General features: G+C 43.3%; 20 protein-coding genes. 12 read left to right on the top strand and 8 right to left on the bottom strand.

Annotated elements, in window-relative coordinates; genetic code table 11:
* Positions 1-101: 101 nt before the first annotated feature.
* The 11 genes from fabK to I6H78_RS03510 all read left to right on the top strand — a co-directional run bounded on the left by fabK (position 102) and on the right by I6H78_RS03510 (position 9077).
* Positions 102-1076 carry an enoyl-[acyl-carrier-protein] reductase FabK gene (gene fabK, locus I6H78_RS03560; RefSeq protein ID WP_198460094.1) on the top strand — a complete coding sequence of 325 codons (975 nt, stop codon included), beginning with the start codon at positions 102-104 and terminating at the stop codon, positions 1074-1076.
* Positions 1069-1989 (top strand): ACP S-malonyltransferase, encoded by a 921-nt coding sequence (fabD, locus tag I6H78_RS03555; RefSeq protein WP_198460093.1) that lies wholly within the window; start codon positions 1069-1071, stop codon positions 1987-1989. The genes fabK and fabD overlap by 8 nt, the downstream gene beginning before the upstream one ends.
* Before the next feature lie 45 nt (positions 1990-2034).
* The gene (gene fabG / locus I6H78_RS03550; protein WP_198460092.1) at positions 2035-2766 is read left to right on the top strand and encodes a 3-oxoacyl-[acyl-carrier-protein] reductase; all 732 of its coding nucleotides are present in this window, start codon (positions 2035-2037) and stop codon (positions 2764-2766) included.
* A gap of 28 nt (positions 2767-2794) precedes the next feature.
* Positions 2795-4030, top strand: a complete 1236-nt coding sequence (gene fabF, locus I6H78_RS03545) for a beta-ketoacyl-ACP synthase II (protein ID WP_000774051.1) — start codon at positions 2795-2797, stop codon at positions 4028-4030.
* Between the two features lie 2 nt (positions 4031-4032).
* Positions 4033-4521 carry an acetyl-CoA carboxylase biotin carboxyl carrier protein gene (gene accB / locus I6H78_RS03540; RefSeq protein WP_198460091.1) on the top strand — a complete coding sequence of 163 codons (489 nt, stop codon included), beginning with the start codon at positions 4033-4035 and terminating at the stop codon, positions 4519-4521.
* Entirely contained in the window at positions 4518-4940 is a 423-nt protein-coding gene (fabZ, locus tag I6H78_RS03535; RefSeq protein ID WP_000565515.1) for a 3-hydroxyacyl-ACP dehydratase FabZ, read from the top strand. Before accB ends, fabZ begins: the two co-directional genes overlap by 4 nt.
* A gap of 11 nt (positions 4941-4951) precedes the next feature.
* Positions 4952-6319, top strand: coding sequence for an acetyl-CoA carboxylase biotin carboxylase subunit (gene accC / locus I6H78_RS03530; protein ID WP_198460090.1), 1368 nt, complete (start codon positions 4952-4954; stop codon positions 6317-6319).
* A gap of 35 nt (positions 6320-6354) precedes the next feature.
* Positions 6355-7221, top strand: coding sequence for an acetyl-CoA carboxylase, carboxyltransferase subunit beta (accD, locus tag I6H78_RS03525; protein WP_198460089.1), 867 nt, complete (start codon positions 6355-6357; stop codon positions 7219-7221).
* Entirely contained in the window at positions 7218-7985 is a 768-nt protein-coding gene (locus tag I6H78_RS03520) for an acetyl-CoA carboxylase carboxyl transferase subunit alpha (protein WP_125440836.1), read from the top strand. The genes accD and I6H78_RS03520 overlap by 4 nt, the downstream gene beginning before the upstream one ends.
* Before the next feature lie 157 nt (positions 7986-8142).
* Positions 8143-8325, top strand: a complete 183-nt coding sequence (locus I6H78_RS03515) for a hypothetical protein (RefSeq protein WP_198460088.1) — start codon at positions 8143-8145, stop codon at positions 8323-8325.
* A gap of 26 nt (positions 8326-8351) precedes the next feature.
* The gene (locus I6H78_RS03510) at positions 8352-9077 is read left to right on the top strand and encodes a CPBP family intramembrane glutamic endopeptidase (RefSeq protein WP_198460087.1); all 726 of its coding nucleotides are present in this window, start codon (positions 8352-8354) and stop codon (positions 9075-9077) included.
* A 48-nt stretch (positions 9078-9125) separates the two neighbouring features.
* Here the strand turns inward: I6H78_RS03510 and nusB are convergent, their stop codons facing one another.
* From nusB to gatC, 8 genes are all read right to left on the bottom strand, one after another.
* Complete coding sequence (nusB, locus tag I6H78_RS03505; protein ID WP_000203659.1) at positions 9126-9548, bottom strand: transcription antitermination factor NusB; 423 nt, start codon at positions 9546-9548, stop codon at positions 9126-9128.
* Positions 9541-9930, bottom strand: coding sequence for an Asp23/Gls24 family envelope stress response protein (locus I6H78_RS03500; RefSeq protein ID WP_198460086.1), 390 nt, complete (start codon positions 9928-9930; stop codon positions 9541-9543). The genes nusB and I6H78_RS03500 overlap by 8 nt, the downstream gene beginning before the upstream one ends.
* Before the next feature lie 21 nt (positions 9931-9951).
* A complete protein-coding gene (efp, locus tag I6H78_RS03495; protein WP_198460085.1) occupies positions 9952-10512 on the bottom strand; it encodes an elongation factor P in 561 nt (186 codons plus the stop codon).
* An 80-nt stretch (positions 10513-10592) separates the two neighbouring features.
* Complete coding sequence (locus tag I6H78_RS03490; RefSeq protein ID WP_198460084.1) at positions 10593-11720, bottom strand: SPFH domain-containing protein; 1128 nt, start codon at positions 11718-11720, stop codon at positions 10593-10595.
* A gap of 8 nt (positions 11721-11728) precedes the next feature.
* On the bottom strand, positions 11729-12685 hold the full coding sequence (locus I6H78_RS03485) for a zinc-ribbon domain-containing transport protein (protein WP_198460083.1): 957 nt from the start codon (positions 12683-12685) through the stop codon (positions 11729-11731).
* Between the two features lie 62 nt (positions 12686-12747).
* Positions 12748-14193 carry an Asp-tRNA(Asn)/Glu-tRNA(Gln) amidotransferase subunit GatB gene (gene gatB, locus I6H78_RS03480; RefSeq protein ID WP_139658908.1) on the bottom strand — a complete coding sequence of 482 codons (1446 nt, stop codon included), beginning with the start codon at positions 14191-14193 and terminating at the stop codon, positions 12748-12750.
* On the bottom strand, positions 14193-15659 hold the full coding sequence (gatA, locus tag I6H78_RS03475) for an Asp-tRNA(Asn)/Glu-tRNA(Gln) amidotransferase subunit GatA (RefSeq protein ID WP_198460082.1): 1467 nt from the start codon (positions 15657-15659) through the stop codon (positions 14193-14195). The genes gatB and gatA overlap by 1 nt, the downstream gene beginning before the upstream one ends.
* On the bottom strand, positions 15659-15961 hold the full coding sequence (gene gatC / locus I6H78_RS03470; protein ID WP_198460081.1) for an Asp-tRNA(Asn)/Glu-tRNA(Gln) amidotransferase subunit GatC: 303 nt from the start codon (positions 15959-15961) through the stop codon (positions 15659-15661). The genes gatA and gatC overlap by 1 nt, the downstream gene beginning before the upstream one ends.
* A gap of 164 nt (positions 15962-16125) precedes the next feature.
* Between gatC and I6H78_RS03465 the strand changes: the two genes are divergently transcribed.
* The gene (locus tag I6H78_RS03465; RefSeq protein WP_198460080.1) at positions 16126-16818 is read left to right on the top strand and encodes a YwaF family protein; all 693 of its coding nucleotides are present in this window, start codon (positions 16126-16128) and stop codon (positions 16816-16818) included.
* The last annotated feature ends 31 nt before the right edge of the window (positions 16819-16849 follow it).

Below are 16849 nucleotides of genomic sequence, written 5' to 3'. Positions count from 1 at the left end.
AGGAGTAGGGGAAACCCACTCCCTCTTGTTTAGGTAATAGTTTGAAACTCAAATGATAAACTCGTCGAACTATTACGTAAGCAAGGAATGATGGAGGCACTATGAAAACACGTATTACAGAATTATTGAACATTGATTATCCTATTTTTCAAGGAGGAATGGCCTGGGTTGCAGACGGTGACTTGGCTGGTGCAGTATCAAAAGCTGGTGGTCTAGGAATCATCGGTGGTGGGAATGCACCTAAAGAGGTCGTAAAGGCTAATATCGATAAAATCAAATCACTTACGGACAAACCTTTTGGTGTTAACATCATGCTCTTGTCACCTTTTGTAGAAGACATCGTTGATCTCGTGATTGAAGAAGGGGTTAAGGCGGTTACAACTGGTGCCGGAAATCCAAGTAAATACATGACTCGTTTCCATGATGCAGGAATTACAGTTATTCCTGTTGTTCCAAGTGTTGCTTTGGCAAAACGCATGGAAAAAATTGGTGCAGATGCAGTTATTGCAGAAGGAATGGAAGCCGGTGGGCATATTGGTAAATTAACAACGATGACCTTGGTTCGCCAAGTTGCTGCAGCTGTTTCAATCCCGGTTATCGCAGCTGGAGGAATTGCGGACGGTGAAGGTGTCGCTGCAGGCTTTATGCTTGGTGCTGAGGCCGTTCAAGTTGGTACGCGTTTCGTAGTAGCTAAGGAATCTAACGCCCATCCAAAATACAAGGAAAAAATCTTAAAAGCGCGTGACATCGATACGACTATTTCAGCTCAACACTTTGGTCATGCTGTTCGTGCCATTAAAAATCAGTTGACACGTGACTTTGAGCAGGCTGAAAAAGATGCCTTTAAACAAGAAAATCCGGATTTAGAAATCTTTGAACAAATGGGAGCTGGTGCTCTTGCTAAAGCCGTTGTTCATGGAGATGTAGAAGGTGGATCTGTCATGGCAGGTCAGATTGCTGGTTTGGTATCTAAAGAGGAAACTGTCGAAGAAATCCTAAAAGATTTATACTATGGCGCAGCCAAAAAAATTCAAGAAGAAGCCTCTCGTTGGGCAGGAGTTGTAAGAAATGACTAAAACAGCCTTTCTATTTGCGGGTCAAGGTGCTCAGTATCTAGGAATGGGGCGTGATCTCTATGATCGCTACCCTATCGTCAAGGAAACAATTGACCAAGCCAGTCAGGTTTTGGGTTATGACCTTCGTGACTTGATCGATAAGGAAGAAACCAAGTTAAACCAGACTCGCTATACGCAGCCAGCTATTTTAGCGACTTCGGTTGCTATTTACCGACTATTGAAAGAAAAGGGTTATCAGCCAGATATGGTAGCAGGATTGTCTCTTGGGGAATATTCTGCTCTTGTAGCAAGTGGTGCCTTGGACTTTGAGGATGCAGTTGCCTTGGTTGCTAAACGTGGTGCTTATATGGAAGAGGCTGCACCTGCAGGCTCTGGGAAGATGGTTGCCGTTCTTAATACTCCAGTTGAAGTGATTGAGGAAGCTTGTGAAACAGCCTCTAAAGTTGGAGTAGTCACTCCAGCTAACTACAACACCCCAAGCCAAATCGTCATCGGTGGTGAGGTGGCTGCAGTTGACCGCGCAGTTGAACTCTTGCAGGAAGCAGGAGCAAAACGATTGATTCCTTTAAATGTATCGGGTCCTTTCCATACAGCCCTTCTTGAGCCAGCCAGTCAGCAACTAGCTGGAGCTCTTGAGGGAGTGAGTTTCGCTGATTTCACTTGCCCACTAGTCGACAATACGGAAGCTGCTGTTATGAAAAAAGGTCGAATCCAAGAGCTTTTGACGCGTCAGGTGAAAGAACCTGTTCGTTTTTATGAAAGTATTGCTGTGATGCAGGATGCTGGGGTAACCAACTTTATTGAAATTGGTCCTGGCAAGGTCCTATCAGGTTTTGTCAAAAAAATCGATAAATCAGCTCAGCTAGCTAACGTTGAAGACCAAGCAAGCTTGGATGCTCTGTTAGGAAACTAGTGATCCCTTCTCCCACAAAATACAACAGGAAATAGGAGAAATAGAATGCAACTTACAAACAAAAATGTTTTTGTAACAGGTTCAAGTCGTGGTATCGGACTTGCCATTGCTCACAAATTTGCCCAACTAGGCGCTAATGTAGTTTTGAATAGTCGCGGAGCAATCTCAGAAGAATTGCTGGCTGAGTTTTCAAACTATGGTGTCAAAATAGTACCGATTTCAGGTGATGTTTCAGACTTTGCAGATGCCAAGCGTATGGTAGATCAAGCGATTGCAGAACTCGGTTCTGTCGATGTATTGGTCAACAATGCTGGGATCACTCAAGATACGCTTATGCTCAAGATGACCGAAGAAGACTTTGAAAAAGTGATTAAGATCAACTTGACAGGTGCTTTCAACATGACGCAAGCAGTCTTGAAACAGATGATCAAGGCACGTGAAGGTGCGATTATCAACATGTCTAGTGTGGTCGGTTTGATGGGAAATATCGGACAAGCCAACTATGCAGCTTCTAAAGCAGGCTTGATTGGTTTTACCAAGTCAGTTGCACGTGAAGTTGCCAATCGCAATGTGCGCGTAAATGCTCTTGCACCAGGAATGATCGAGTCAGATATGACTGCTGTTTTGTCTGATAAGGTCAAGGAAGCGACATTGGCCCAAATCCCAATGAAACATTTCGGTCAAGCAGAACATATCGCAGATGCTACAGTGTTCCTAGCTGGACAGGATTATTTGACTGGACAAGTTCTCGCTGTTGATGGCGGACTTAGCATGTAAAAAATAAGGAAAGATATAGGTAAGACAGATGAAACTAAATCGAGTTGTAGTAACAGGTTACGGATTGACCTCTCCTATCGGAAATACTCCAGAAGAATTTTGGAACAGTTTGCAAACTGGTAAGATTGGAATTGGAGAAATCACTAAATTTGATCACAGCGAATTTGCTGTGCACAATGCGGCAGAAGTTCAAGATTTCCCATTTGATAAATACTTTGTCAAAAAAGATACCAACCGTTTTGACAACTATTCTTTGTATGCCTTGTATGCGGCTCAAGAAGCGGTGACAAATGCAAATCTTGATGTAGAAGCAATCGATAAAGATCGCTTTGGTGTCATCGTTGCTTCTGGTATTGGGGGAATTAAAGAAATCGAAGATCAGGTTATCCGTCTTCATGAAAAAGGTCCAAAACGCGTTAAACCAATGACACTTCCAAAAGCCTTGCCAAATATGGCTTCAGGAAATGTTGCTATGCGCTTCGGAGCAAACGGTATCTGTAAATCAATCAATACAGCCTGTGCTTCATCAAACGATGCCATTGGGGATGCCTTCCGCTCTATCAAGTTTGGTTTCCAAGATGTCATGTTAGTTGGTGGATCAGAATCATCTATCACTCCTTTTGCTATCGCTGGTTTCCAAGCATTGACTGCCCTATCAACTACGGAAGATCCAACTCGTGCTTCTATTCCATTTGACAAAGACCGTAATGGTTTTGTGATGGGAGAAGGTTCAGGGATGTTGGTTCTTGAAAGCCTTGAACATGCTGAAAAACGTGGTGCAACTATCTTGGCTGAAGTAGTTGGTTATGGAAATACCTGTGATGCTTACCATATGACTTCACCTCATCCAGAAGGTCAAGGTGCAATCAAGGCTATGAAGTTGGCTTTGGAAGAAGCAGAAATTTCTCCAGAGCAAGTAGCTTACGTCAATGCCCACGGAACTTCAACTCCTGCTAATGAAAAAGGAGAAAGTGGTGCGATCGTAGCTGTTCTTGGTAAAGAAGTACCTGTATCTTCAACCAAGTCCTTTACAGGACACTTACTTGGTGCTGCAGGAGCAGTAGAAGCCATCGCTACCATCGAAGCTATGCGTCATAACTTTGTACCAATGACGGCTGGAACAAGTGAGTTATCAGACTATATCGAAGCAAACGTCGTTTATGGACAAGGCTTGGAGCAAGAAATCCCTTATGCTATTTCAAACACTTTTGGTTTTGGTGGACACAATGCGGTTCTTGCTTTCAAACGTTGGGAGAATAAATAATTATGAATTTAAATGAGATCAAGGACTTGATGGCTCAATTTGACCAATCAAGTTTGAGAGAATTTTCTTATAAAAATGGAACGGACGAATTGCAGTTCAGTAAGAATGAAGCAAGAATGGCTTCTGAAGCACCAGCTCAAGTTGTTCCAGCGCCAGCAGCAGTAGCTGCAAGTCCAGTAGTTTCTGCCCCTTCAACTCCAGTAGAGAGTGCAGTAGAAGAAGCACCAGCACCAGCTGATACGACTATTGCTCCAGAGGGTGATGTCGTTGAAAGTCTACTTGTAGGGGTGGCTTACTTGGCTGCTGGACCAGATAAACCTGCCTTTGTCACAGTTGGAGACAGTGTTAAAAAAGGTCAGACTTTGGTGATCATCGAAGCCATGAAGGTCATGAATGAAATTCCTGCACCTAAGGATGGTGTGGTGACAGAAATTCTCGTTTCAAATGAAGAAATGGTTGAGTTCGGTAAAGGATTGGTACGTATCAAATGATCGATATTCAAGGAATTAAAGAAGCTCTACCCCATCGCTACCCCATGCTCCTAGTGGATCGTGTCTTGGAAGTGAGCGAGGATACCATTGTTGCCATTAAAAATGTGACCATCAACGAACCTTTCTTCAATGGTCATTTTCCACAATACCCAGTCATGCCAGGTGTTCTTATCATGGAAGCCTTGGCTCAGACTGCTGGTGTCTTGGAATTGTCCAAACCTGAAAATAAAGGGAAACTGGTCTTCTACGCTGGCATGGACAAGGTTAAGTTCAAGAAGCAAGTTGTACCAGGTGACCAATTAGTCATGACGGCTACTTTTGTTAAACGTCGTGGTACGATTGCTGTGGTTGAAGCAAAGGCTGAAGTAGATGGTAAGCTTGCAGCGAGTGGTACTCTTACCTTTGCAATTGGAAACTAAGGAGGTTCTCCATGTTTCGTAAAATTTTGATTGCCAACCGTGGTGAGATTGCGGTTCGCATTATTCGAGCTGCGCGTGAATTGGGCATTGCAACCGTAGCAGTCTATTCAACTGCTGATAAGGAAGCTCTTCACACACTCCTAGCGGATGAAGCTATCTGTATCGGACCTGGTAAGGCGACAGAATCTTATCTCAATATCAACGCTATTTTATCTGCTGCAGTCTTGACAGAAGCAGAAGCCATCCACCCAGGTTTTGGTTTTCTTAGCGAAAACTCCAAGTTTGCCACGATGTGTGATGAAGTGGGAATTAAGTTCATCGGTCCTTCTGGTGCTGTGATGGACACCATGGGAGATAAGATCAATGCACGTGAGCAAATGATCAAGGCTGGGGTTCCAGTTATCCCAGGATCTGATGGTGAAGTTCACACAGCTGAAGAGGCGCTTGCAGTTGCAGAAAAAATTGGCTATCCAGTCATGCTTAAGGCATCGGCAGGTGGTGGTGGAAAAGGGATTCGTAAGGTTGAAAAGGCAGAAGACTTGATCGCAGCCTTTGAAACAGCATCCAGTGAAGCCAAGGCCAACTTTGGAAATGGCGCTATGTATCTTGAGCGTGTGATTTATCCAGCTCGCCATATCGAAGTTCAGATTCTTGCGGACCAAGAGGGTCATGTTGTCCATCTTGGTGAACGGGATTGTTCACTCCAACGGAATAACCAAAAGGTCTTAGAAGAAAGCCCATCCATTGCGATTGGCAAAACCCTTCGTAATGAAATTGGTGCTGCAGCCGTTCGTGCAGCAGAGTCTGTTGGCTATGAAAATGCAGGGACGATTGAATTTCTTCTCGATGAAGCGAGTGGCAATTTCTACTTCATGGAAATGAATACTCGTGTGCAAGTGGAGCACCCAGTCACAGAGTTTGTTTCAGGTGTTGATATCGTGAAGGAACAGATTCGCATTGCTGCCGGTCAACCTTTACCTTTCAAACAAGAAGATATCGTCCTACGAGGTCATGCTATCGAGTGCCGGATCAATGCAGAAAATCCAGCATTTAACTTTGCCCCAAGCCCAGGGAAAATTACCAATCTCTATCTACCAAGTGGTGGAGTTGGCTTGCGCGTGGACTCAGCAGTTTATCCAGGTTATACCATTCCCCCTTACTATGATAGTATGATTGCCAAAATCATTGTTCATGGGGAGAATCGTTTTGATGCTCTTATGAAGATGCAACGGGCACTTTATGAACTTGATATTGAAGGAGTGCAAACCAATGCAGACTTCCAGTTGGATCTGATTTCAGACCGCCGAGTTATCGCTGGTGACTACGATACTTCCTTCTTGATGGAAACTTTCTTGCCAAAATACCAAGAAAAAGAATAGACTTTCAAATAGTATGAGAACTAAAAGGGGGAGTTATGGCTCTATTTAGTAAAAAGGATAAGTATATTCGGATCAATCCTAACCGTTCCGTAAGGCAGAAACCACAAGCCAAGCCTGAGGTTCCGGATGAACTCTTCTCCCAGTGTCCTGGTTGTAAACACACCATTTACCAAAAGGATCTTGGGAGCGAACGAATTTGTCCCCATTGTAGCTATACTTTCCGTATTTCAGCTCAGGAACGCTTGGATTTGACGATTGATTCTGGTAGCTTTGTGGAGATGTTTACAGGTATTGAAACTCAAGATCCATTAAACTTTCCTGGCTACCAGAAAAAACTTGCAACAATGCGTGAAAAGACAGGTTTGGATGAAGCAGTACTAACTGGTACAGCTAGCATCAAGGGACAAAAAGTTGCCCTTGGGATCATGGATTCAAACTTTATCATGGCTTCTATGGGAACCGTTGTGGGTGAAAAAATCACGCGCTTGTTTGAATATGCAACGGTAGAAAACTTGCCAGTCGTTCTCTTCACAGCTTCTGGTGGAGCCCGTATGCAAGAAGGAATCATGAGCTTGATGCAGATGGCTAAAATTTCTGCGGCAGTTCAACGTCATTCCAAGGCAGGACTTTTTTACCTAACTATTTTAACCGATCCGACAACAGGTGGGGTGACCGCTTCTTTTGCTATGGAAGGGGATATTATCCTAGCGGAGCCACAGAGTTTGGTTGGTTTTGCTGGACGTCGTGTTATCGAAAATACAGTTCGTGAGACCTTGCCGGATGACTTCCAAAAGGCAGAATTTTTGCTTGAACATGGATTTGTTGATGCAATTGTCAAACGGAGAGAATTGCCTGAAACAATTGATAAATTAGTAAGATTGCATGGAGGAAGTCGCGGATGAATATTGCAAAAATAGTCAGAGAGGCACGCGAGCAGAGTCGCTTGACTGCACTTGATTTTGCCAATGGAATCTTTGATGAATTTATCGAATTGCATGGAGACCGCTCTTTTCGTGATGATGGTGCGGTTATCGGTGGAATTGGCTGGTTAGGTGACCAAGCGGTAACTGTCGTTGGTATCCAAAAGGGAAAAAGTCTTCATGACAACCTCAAACGAAATTTTGGGCAACCACATCCGGAAGGCTATCGTAAGGCTCTTCGCCTGATGAAACAGGCAGAAAAGTTTGGCCGTCCAGTTGTGACCTTTATCAATACGGCGGGTGCTTACCCAGGTGTTGGAGCCGAGGAACGTGGACAAGGTGAAGCAATCGCCCGAAACCTGATGGAAATGAGTGACCTCAAGGTTCCAATCATCGCGATTATTATCGGTGAAGGTGGATCTGGTGGGGCCCTAGCTCTAGCCGTAGCTAATCGTGTCTGGATGTTAGAAAACTCAATCTACGCCGTACTTAGCCCTGAAGGCTTTGCCTCTATCCTTTGGAAGGATGGAAGTCGTGCTATGGAAGCAGCGGAATTGATGAAAATCACTTCACACGAACTTCTAGAAATGGGAATCGTAGACAAGGTAATCTCAGAGGCAGGACTGTCAAGTAAAGAACTGCTAGGTTGCGTTAAAAATGAATTGTGTGCAGAACTAGATAGGTTGCAAGAACTACCACTCGACCAACTTATTGAAGAACGTTACCAACGCTTTAGAAAATACTAAGAATGACTAAATGAGACTAGAAAGGTCTCATTTTTTATGGAAAAATGCAATTCAGGATGAAAAATTGACAGTTGAGGAGATAGACTATAAAATAGACAAAAAAGATGTATACTGTAGATGTTAGCTTACAAAAATTTATTTTAAGGAGGTACTTGATATGACAGGTACAGAAACATTCACAGTTCTTTTAACTGAGGACTTAGAACAAGCCTCAGGCGGTGGTATGATTTGGTTGGTTGATGATATAAATTGGAGTTGGCCTTATGCTTACAGCATTGCAACTGATTCGAGTACAATACGTAATAGAATGACTGGTTATGGTTACGGAATTATACCTTAATAGTCTAATAATTTAAAGGGGTAAGTATGAAAAACCTAGGTCATTTGGGAGTCTATACATCACTGGTATTCCTATCGGTTTATCTACCAGAGTTAGGGATTATGCATCTAACTAAGTTTTTAGGGTGGGGGATAGATGGCTATTCTATCTTTTTAACAGTTGAAGTAATAGCTCTTTTGCTATTATTTATCTACTGGCTCAAAAAGAAAGAGATGCTCTATATTTTTGAAAAAAAGGGTTCAAAGAAGTCAAGATTTTTTTACCTTGTAGTTGGTCTAGTGGCTACTTATTTTGATCGTCAATTGGTGGATGCTTTTCAGTTACAGTTTCATCACCTAATTGATAACAAGTATATCTTTCAAGACCTTCTTTCGATTCTATACTCCAATGGGCAACCAACTTTTCTATCAACTGCTCTCAGTTTTAGTTTAACAGTAGTCGTCGCACCTATATTAGAGGAACTGATTCATAGAGGGTATTTTATGAATACCTTTTTCCCCCAGTCCAAGTACTATCTGGACGTTATCTTATCTGCTCTTATCTTTGGACTTAGTCATTTGATCCTAACTCACCGCGATCCTATCAGTTTGATTATTTATAGTTTAGGTGGTTTCTTCTATGCCTTTGTCTACCGTTGGACAAAGAACCTAAAAATCACCATCCTGTGCCATAGTTTTTTCAACTTTCTCATTTATGCAAAACCCATCTGGATTTTTGTTTACAATTATGTCTATTATCATTTTTTTAGATAGTAGGAGTCAAAGAAAAAGTGTTTGATATTTGTCAAACACTTTTTCTATTTACTGTTCTTCTGTTACAAACTGGCTGAGCAGTCCGTTGATAAAGCGGGCAGATTTTTGATCTGAGAAGTCCTTTGCAAGCTCGATAGCTTCATTAACAGCAACCAACTGTGGAGTGTCAAATGAAGTGATTTCAAAGACTCCCAAGCGAAGGAGGTTTCTCTCCACGAGCGTTAATCGCTCGATGGTCCAACCTGCTTTTAAATGCTGTGTGATTTGCTTGTCTAGTTCTTCCTTTTTAGCCTGAACACCAGAAACTAGCTCTGTCAAAAAGGCTGGAAGTTGCACATCCGTATCTTCACGATCATGAGTATAAGCGAAACGACAAGCAGTTTCGACATCCGTACCGAATTCAAGGCTCATGAGAGCTTGAAAAGCGCATTTACGGAGTTGGCGTCTAGATTCTAATAGTGGACTAGTCATTGAGGAAGTCCTCGTCAAATAGATCTTTCAATTCTGGTTTTGGTGTTTTATCTGGAACGATACCTGCAACGTGAACATTGATAGCAGCGAGTTCTACATCAGCCATATTGCGGACCGCATCTTTAACAGCTTTCTGGATCGCAACAGCTACCTTAGGAACTTTTACTCCGTACTCAAGGTAGAGATAGATATCTGCTGTGAGTTCTTCGTCCACGTTTTTAAGATAAACACCACGGCCGAGAGAAAGTTTTGAAAGGGTGTCAGATACTGATTTGTTTGAAAAAGAGTGTACCCCCTCTACCTTCGCAGTAGCGATAGCAATAATTTTTTCAAGTACACGTGGGGCGATAACGATTTCGCCAAGTTGTTCTTCAATTCCCATAGAATGACCTCTTTCTAGAGATTAGGCACGAGAAACGTAAGTTCCTTCTGCAGTGTTGATAACGAGTTTTTGTCCTGCTTCGATGAAGTCTGGAACGTTTACGACAAGTCCAGTTTCCATCGTTGCTGGTTTACCAGAACCTGTAACAGTAGCACCTTTGATAGATGGTTGAGTTTCTGTAACTGTCAATTCAACAGTAGTAGGAACGGTGACACCAATCACTTCAGTTCCGTAGAATTGGATCTTCACATCAGAGTTTTCAAGGATGTAAAGCAACTCGTTTTCAACGTTGACTACAGGAATTTCGTATTGGTCGTAAGTTTCTGTGTTCATGAAGTAGGCTGTGTCATCCATTTTGTACAAGTATTGAGCTGGGACAGTCTCGATGATAGCTTGTTCAAATTTTTCCTCTGGACGATAGCTTGTGTCAAATGTAGAACCAGTACGGACATCGCGCAATTTCATACGCATGATTGTGTTTCCTTTACCTGGTTTGTGGTGGCTAGCTTCCAAAACGCGGATCAATTTTCCGTCAGCTGTTTCAAAGGTCATACCAGCCTTTAATTTACTTGCTTCAATCATGTTTTTACCTCTTTAATAAATAATTTACTCTTTATTGTACCATAAAAGACAACATTACTCAAATATCAGAAGGAGCTTAATTAGTTGACTGGTACGATATTACCATCTTCGTCTTTAGTAACGAGGACGTATTTTCCATCGACTTCGATGTAAAAATTCTTGCTGGCAGTTTGTCCAGTGTTTTGAGCCGGTGCTTGATTTTGAACTTGTTGGCTTAGTTGACCACCGAGAGTTTGGCCAAGATTCATGCCCATAAACATGTTCATCCCATTGCCATTTCCTTCGTTGGAAGCTGCAGCAATGAGCGCTTCGTTGCGAGCACGGCGTTCTTCGATTTCAATCGTGTTGTACTTCATTGCCACGAGTTCACTATCAAGTTTACGAACGATATCAAGACTTTCTTGGTCGTAGCTGAGGTCTTCAAGCAAGATGTTAGTTGCTTCAATCCCGTAGAGACCTGTCCAAACCTTGTTGACCTCTTGTTTAGCGAGTTCGTTAAAGATGTCTTGATTGGCATTGAGGCTATAAATATCAACCTTGTTTTCGTTGGTATATTTGGCAATGGCAATCGCAATTTTCGGTGCAATACTTTGACGGAGCGTTCCTTGAGCTACATCCTGGAGAGTGAATGGCTGTCCGTCAGTAATTTGACGGCTAACAGAACTCACGTAGAAGAGGACTGGGTCTGCTATTTTTACATCAAACAAGCCGTAGAAACGGATGTTGAGCAGTTGTTGGTAACGTTCGCTGAAGTATTCTACCGCATTTTGTGTGCCGAACTTATTGCCCGCGATGGGTTGCATGCGGATAAAGATGATTTCCTGTTGGGTGATGACTTGTCCACCAAAAGAGAAACGGTTTTTAAAGTTTTCCCAAGTGCCTTTTAAACCACCTTTTTCAAGGAGCCAGGCGTTATCACCGGCTTGCCATTCGTGGCTACCAGCTTCGAGGACTTCACCAAGGAAGGTACCGTTGTTTACCAAAACAGCAGTATAACCTTGAGGAACGATAACCACACTGCCATCTGACAAAAGTCCAGTATTTTGATTGCTGTGACGAGAACGTCCATCTGGATCTTTAGTGAGCAATTGTCCCTTGACGGCCAAGGCGTCGCCAGAGACATTATCTGGAAGGACAATGGCTTCCTTGAATTTACTATCATTAAAACTATTTAAGCCTGCTGATAAGGCTGCACGTATAAATCCCATAATTCCTCCTAATTATAAAGCTCGTCTTCATCCACAACATCATAGGTATCGAGTACCCATTGGTTTGGACTGCGAGAGAGATTGGCACCACAGTAGTCGCACTCGCTAACTGCAGAGATTTTCAAAGGGGCGCCACAGTTTGGACAGTGGTCGCTCACAACTTCGTCTGGATTGACTGCTTGCGTTTGGCTACCGTGTTGACGGATAAAGTTCAATTGATACACGGTGAAGAGATCTTTTTTAGGGTCTCCTTCAAGGACACGGCGAGTCTCATCATCAATGACATAGTCACGCAAGGTAGATGACAGGATCACCACTAAGGTGTCGTTTCCATCAGGATTTTCAATAAATTCCTTGATGCGAACATTTTCGATACAAACTTTCTCTAAAACATTGGTTGTTTTAGCTCGAATATGGTCTTCGAGTTGGGTGCTATGTTGAGAGTAGAGACTGGTGCTTTCCAAAGCGCGGACAGAGTTCCAATTTTTTTCAGTCCAGGCAACCTGCAATTTAAGGTAGACTTCCTTAACCCAAGATGTGAAGGCTTCCGCGTCAAAGTTTGGATCCCCGTATGTCACACGACTAATGGCCAGTGTGTTGTGCTCAACTCGATGGTGGAGCGTTTGATAATCATTACTAGTATAGGTTGAACTCGAATCTCCAGATTTATTCTGCAAGGATTTGACGATAACAACTAGTATGATTCCTCCGACTAATATGAACATAAATCCTAGGTAGGGAGAGCTAGCAGAACTGTCAGAGGATGATCCATATCCAGAGCGGTAGTAGTGGTAGGATGAGCCACCAGAACGACTTCCACCTCCACTTGAGCGGCTGCTACTTCTGGAGCTACTGCGGCTACTCCCTCCACTTCTGGAATGTCCGACACCCGCATCAACGAGTTGAGGCACGGATAGAAAAACAAGTAATAAACAGGTCATTAAAAGAGCATAAAACTTCTTCATGTGTCTCCTAACTATATGATTGGAAAGGTAGTTGGCTAGACTACTGGGTGGCTACTAGCGAATTACTCACTTTCTTTCAACTTCGCCAATTCTTGTGCAAGGAGTTTAAGGGCAACTTGTGGGTTGGCTTGGCCTTTGGTTGCCTTCATAAGGAATCCTGTGAAGGCCTTGTCTGCGTTGCGTTTGCCTGACTTGAAGTCGGCAACGGCAGCTTCGTTATCCGCAAAGACTTGGTGGATGATTGGAATCAGAACATCTGGATCTGAGATTTGCACCAAGCCTGCTTTTTCCACGTATTCACGCGCGCCACCGCCATTTTTAGCTAGGTGGACAAAGACTTTCTTGGCAATCTTAGAAGAGATCGTGCCGTCTTCGATGATGGCAATCATTTCTACCAAGTTTTCTGGTGTCAATTCGATTTGTTCTAGTGTTTTACCTTCGGCGTTCAAGAACTGAGCAACTTCACCTTGGAGCCAGTTAGAAACTTGTTTGGCATCGCCACCGAGTGCAACAGCTTTTTCAAAGAAGTCAGAAGTGACCTTATTTGCAGTCAACTGACTAGCATCGTAGTCTGACAAGCCAAGGTCAGCAACGTAGCGTGCACGGCGTTCCTTTGGAAACTCTGGCAATTCAGTGCGCATTTCCTCAATCCACTCATCTGAGATTTCAAAGAGGGGTAGGTCTGGTTCTGGGAAGTAGCGGTAGTCAGCAGCGCCTTCCTTGACACGCATGAGGATGGTTGCCTTGTTAGCTTCATCGTAACGGCGTGTTTCTTGGCGGATTTGACCACCTGAGCGAAGAATTTCAGCCTGACGTTGGACTTCGTACTCAAGACCCTTGCGAACGTTCGAGAAGGAGTTGAGGTTTTTCAACTCAGTTTTGGTACCGAATTTTTCTTGACCATAAGGACGAAGCGAGATGTTAGCATCCACACGCATAGAACCTTCTTCCATCTTAACGTCTGAAATGCCAGCGTACTGGATGACTTCCTTGAGGGCAGTTAGATAAGCATAGGCTTCTTCAGGAGAACGCATGTCGGCTTCAGACACGATCTCAATCAAAGGCACCCCTTGGCGGTTGAGGTCTACATAAGAGTAGCCATCTGTACCGTGGGTATTTTTACCAGCATCTTCTTCTAGGTGAGCGCGTTCGATACCGATTTTCTTAGTCGTGCCGTCTTCTAGCTCCACTTCAATCCAGCCGTTGTAGCCGATTGGTTCATCAAACTGAGAAATTTGGTAGGCTTTTGGATTATCAGGATAGAAGTAGTTCTTGCGGTCAAAGTGCATCTTCTTGTGGATGTCCATATTGAGGGCAAGAGCTGCCTTGATACCAGCATCGACAACACCTTTATTGAGAACTGGCAGAACTCCTGGGAAGGACCAGTCAATCACGTTAGTGTTGGCATTTTGGTCATTTCCAAAGTGGGCAGAAGTAGGTGAGAAGATTTTTGAATTGGTGTTGAGCTCTACGTGGACTTCAAGTCCAATGACTGTTTCAAAGTTCATTAGTTGTCACCTCCAAAAATCACGGGTTGTTGTTTGTGGTAGTCTGTTGTTGCTTCAAAGGCAGCAGCAGCTTGGTAAATGGTTTCCTCAGAGTATTTAGGACCGATCAATTGGAGACCGACTGGGAGACCTTGAGCAAATCCAGCAGGAATCGAAATTCCTGGAAGACCTGCCAAGTTGACGGGGATGGTCAAAAGATCAGCCAAGTACATGGCAACTGGGTCGTGGTTGAGAGAATCCAAGTCGTAGGCAACGCTTGGTGCAGTTGGTCCCAAAATTAAGTCGTAATCCGCAAAGACGTTTTCGAAATCTTGGATAATGAGGGTACGGACCTGACCAGCTTTCTTGTAGTAGGCATCATAGTAACCTGATGAAAGGCTAAATGTTCCAAGCATGATACGGCGTTTCACTTCTTCACCGAAACCTTGGCTACGGCTGTTTACATAGATTTCATCAAGGTTGCTTGCATCTTCTGCGCGGTAGCCATAACGGATACCGTCAAAGCGTTGCAAGTTTGATGAGGCTTCTGATGAAGCGATGATGTAGTAAACGGCAACACCGTATTTAGAGTGAGGAAGGCTGACTTCTTCGACGATGGCACCAAGTTTTTCAAAGTGTTTGGCTGCATTCAGAATGGTTTCCTTAACCTCTGGGTCAATCCCTTCACCAAGGTATTCCTTAGGCAAAGCAATTTTCATTCCCTTGATGTCTTGACCAATTTTTGAAGTAAAGTCGGCAATGCGGACAGGAGCAGAAGTAGAGTCTTTAGCATCTTCGCTGGCAATCGCATTGAGCAAGAGGGCATTTTCTTTAACAGTTGGAGCGAAAGGGCCAATCTGGTCTAATGAGCTACCGAAGGCAATGAGACCGAAACGAGAAACCGTTCCGTAGGTTGGTTTGAGACCAACAATCCCGTTGAAGGCGGCAGGTTGGCGGATGGAACCACCCGTATCAGAACCAAGTGACAAGCGGACTTGCCCTGAAGCTACAGCTGCGGCTGAACCACTTGATGAACCACCAGGAACCTTGCTGTGGTCCCAAGCATTTTTAGTGGTACCATAGTGGGAAGTCTCACCTGAACCACCCATGGCAAACTCGTCCATGTTGGTTTTCCCAACAACAATCATACCTTTGGCTTTGGCATTGGCAACGGCTGTCGCATCAAAGATAGGCTCGTAGTTGTAGAGCATTTTTGAGGCAGCAGTTGTGAGGATACCGTCGGTAGAGATATTATCCTTAACAGCCAGTGGAATTCCTGAAAGAACATTGTCCACGTCAATTCCAGCTTCATCAATAGCCTTAGCTTGAGCGAGGGCTTGCTCCTCGGCGATAGTGACAAATGCGTTGATAGCTGTTTCTCGAGATTTAATATCTTCAAGCGTTGCTTGGATCAATTCAGTTGCTGAAATTTCCTTAGAGACAAGGAGGTTGTGCAAGTCTTCAATAGTTTTGTTATTAAAAGTCATTAGGCATCTCCTCCATCGTCTAGGATAGCTGGTACCTTGATATAGTAGTTTTCTTTTTCAGGTACGTTTTTAAACAAGCGATCGCGGTCTGTTCCTTCTTCAGCCACATCAGGGCGGAGTACAGTCTTGCGGTCAGCCATGGTCGTAGTAGGTGCGACACCAGTTGTGTTCACTTCGCCTAGCAATTCAACCATGTCAACAATTTTAGACAAGGTTGTCGCAAAGGCAGCAGTTTCTTCTTCAGAGAATTTTAATTTTGAAAGATTGGCAACGTGTGTTACCTCTTCTTGCGTAATTTTCATCTTGCATCCTTTCGTGAAATGATGATTTTTAGTCTGTTCTATTTTACCATATTTTCCTATAAATAAGGGAGCCAAACTGAAAAGAAATAGAAATTGAAAAATCGCTTTTAATTCGCTATAATGGTTAAACTAGAGAATAGAAAAAATAAGAGTTAGGATAGAATATGTTCCATCAATTTATCACCAGATCTCAAACGGTTCCTCCTCCCATTTCACTCTTTTGGTATGGGATTATGATGCTTACTTTAGTGCTTTGTATTTATGGAGCACTTGCTTATCACAATAATCCGAAATTTGTCCGCTTGTTTAAGGGGATTCAGATCCTCCAGTTACTAGCCCTTTATAGTTGGTATGTTGGTTTTGGAATTCCCTTTTCTAATAGCCTTCCTTTTTACCATTGCCGTTTGGCTATGTTTGCGGTGGTTTTCTTGCCAGATAAATGGCGGAGCAAGCAATATTTCGCCCTCTTAGGAGCAAGTGGAGCGGTCTTTGCGCTGGTTTACCCCGTTTTTGACCCCTATGATTTTCCCCATATCACCAGCTTTTCATTTTTGATTGGGCACTATGCCCTTCTAGTGAATTCCTTGATTTACTTGATGAATCACTATGACAAGACCTTGCTCAAGAAATATATGATTGTAGCCTATACCTTTATTCTCAACCTCTTTCTAGTTGGGGTTAATCAGGTGACGGGTGGAAATTATGGTTTGTTAAACAAGACACCTTTTATTCCGGATGCCCCCTTGTGGTTAAAATATCTTCTTGTGTCCGTCATCCTTTCGCTGGCTCTGGTTCTCTTTGATATCTTGTTCAAGAAACGGTGGCAAAAGAGAAATCAGGTAAAATCAGTACTCTAGCTTACCTTTTCATCAGATGAGCAATTGAAAA

Source organism: Streptococcus oralis, from assembly GCF_016127915.1.
GTDB classification, from domain to species: domain Bacteria; phylum Bacillota; class Bacilli; order Lactobacillales; family Streptococcaceae; genus Streptococcus; species Streptococcus oralis_BO.
This window is presented reverse-complemented; position numbering and strand designations above follow the sequence as displayed.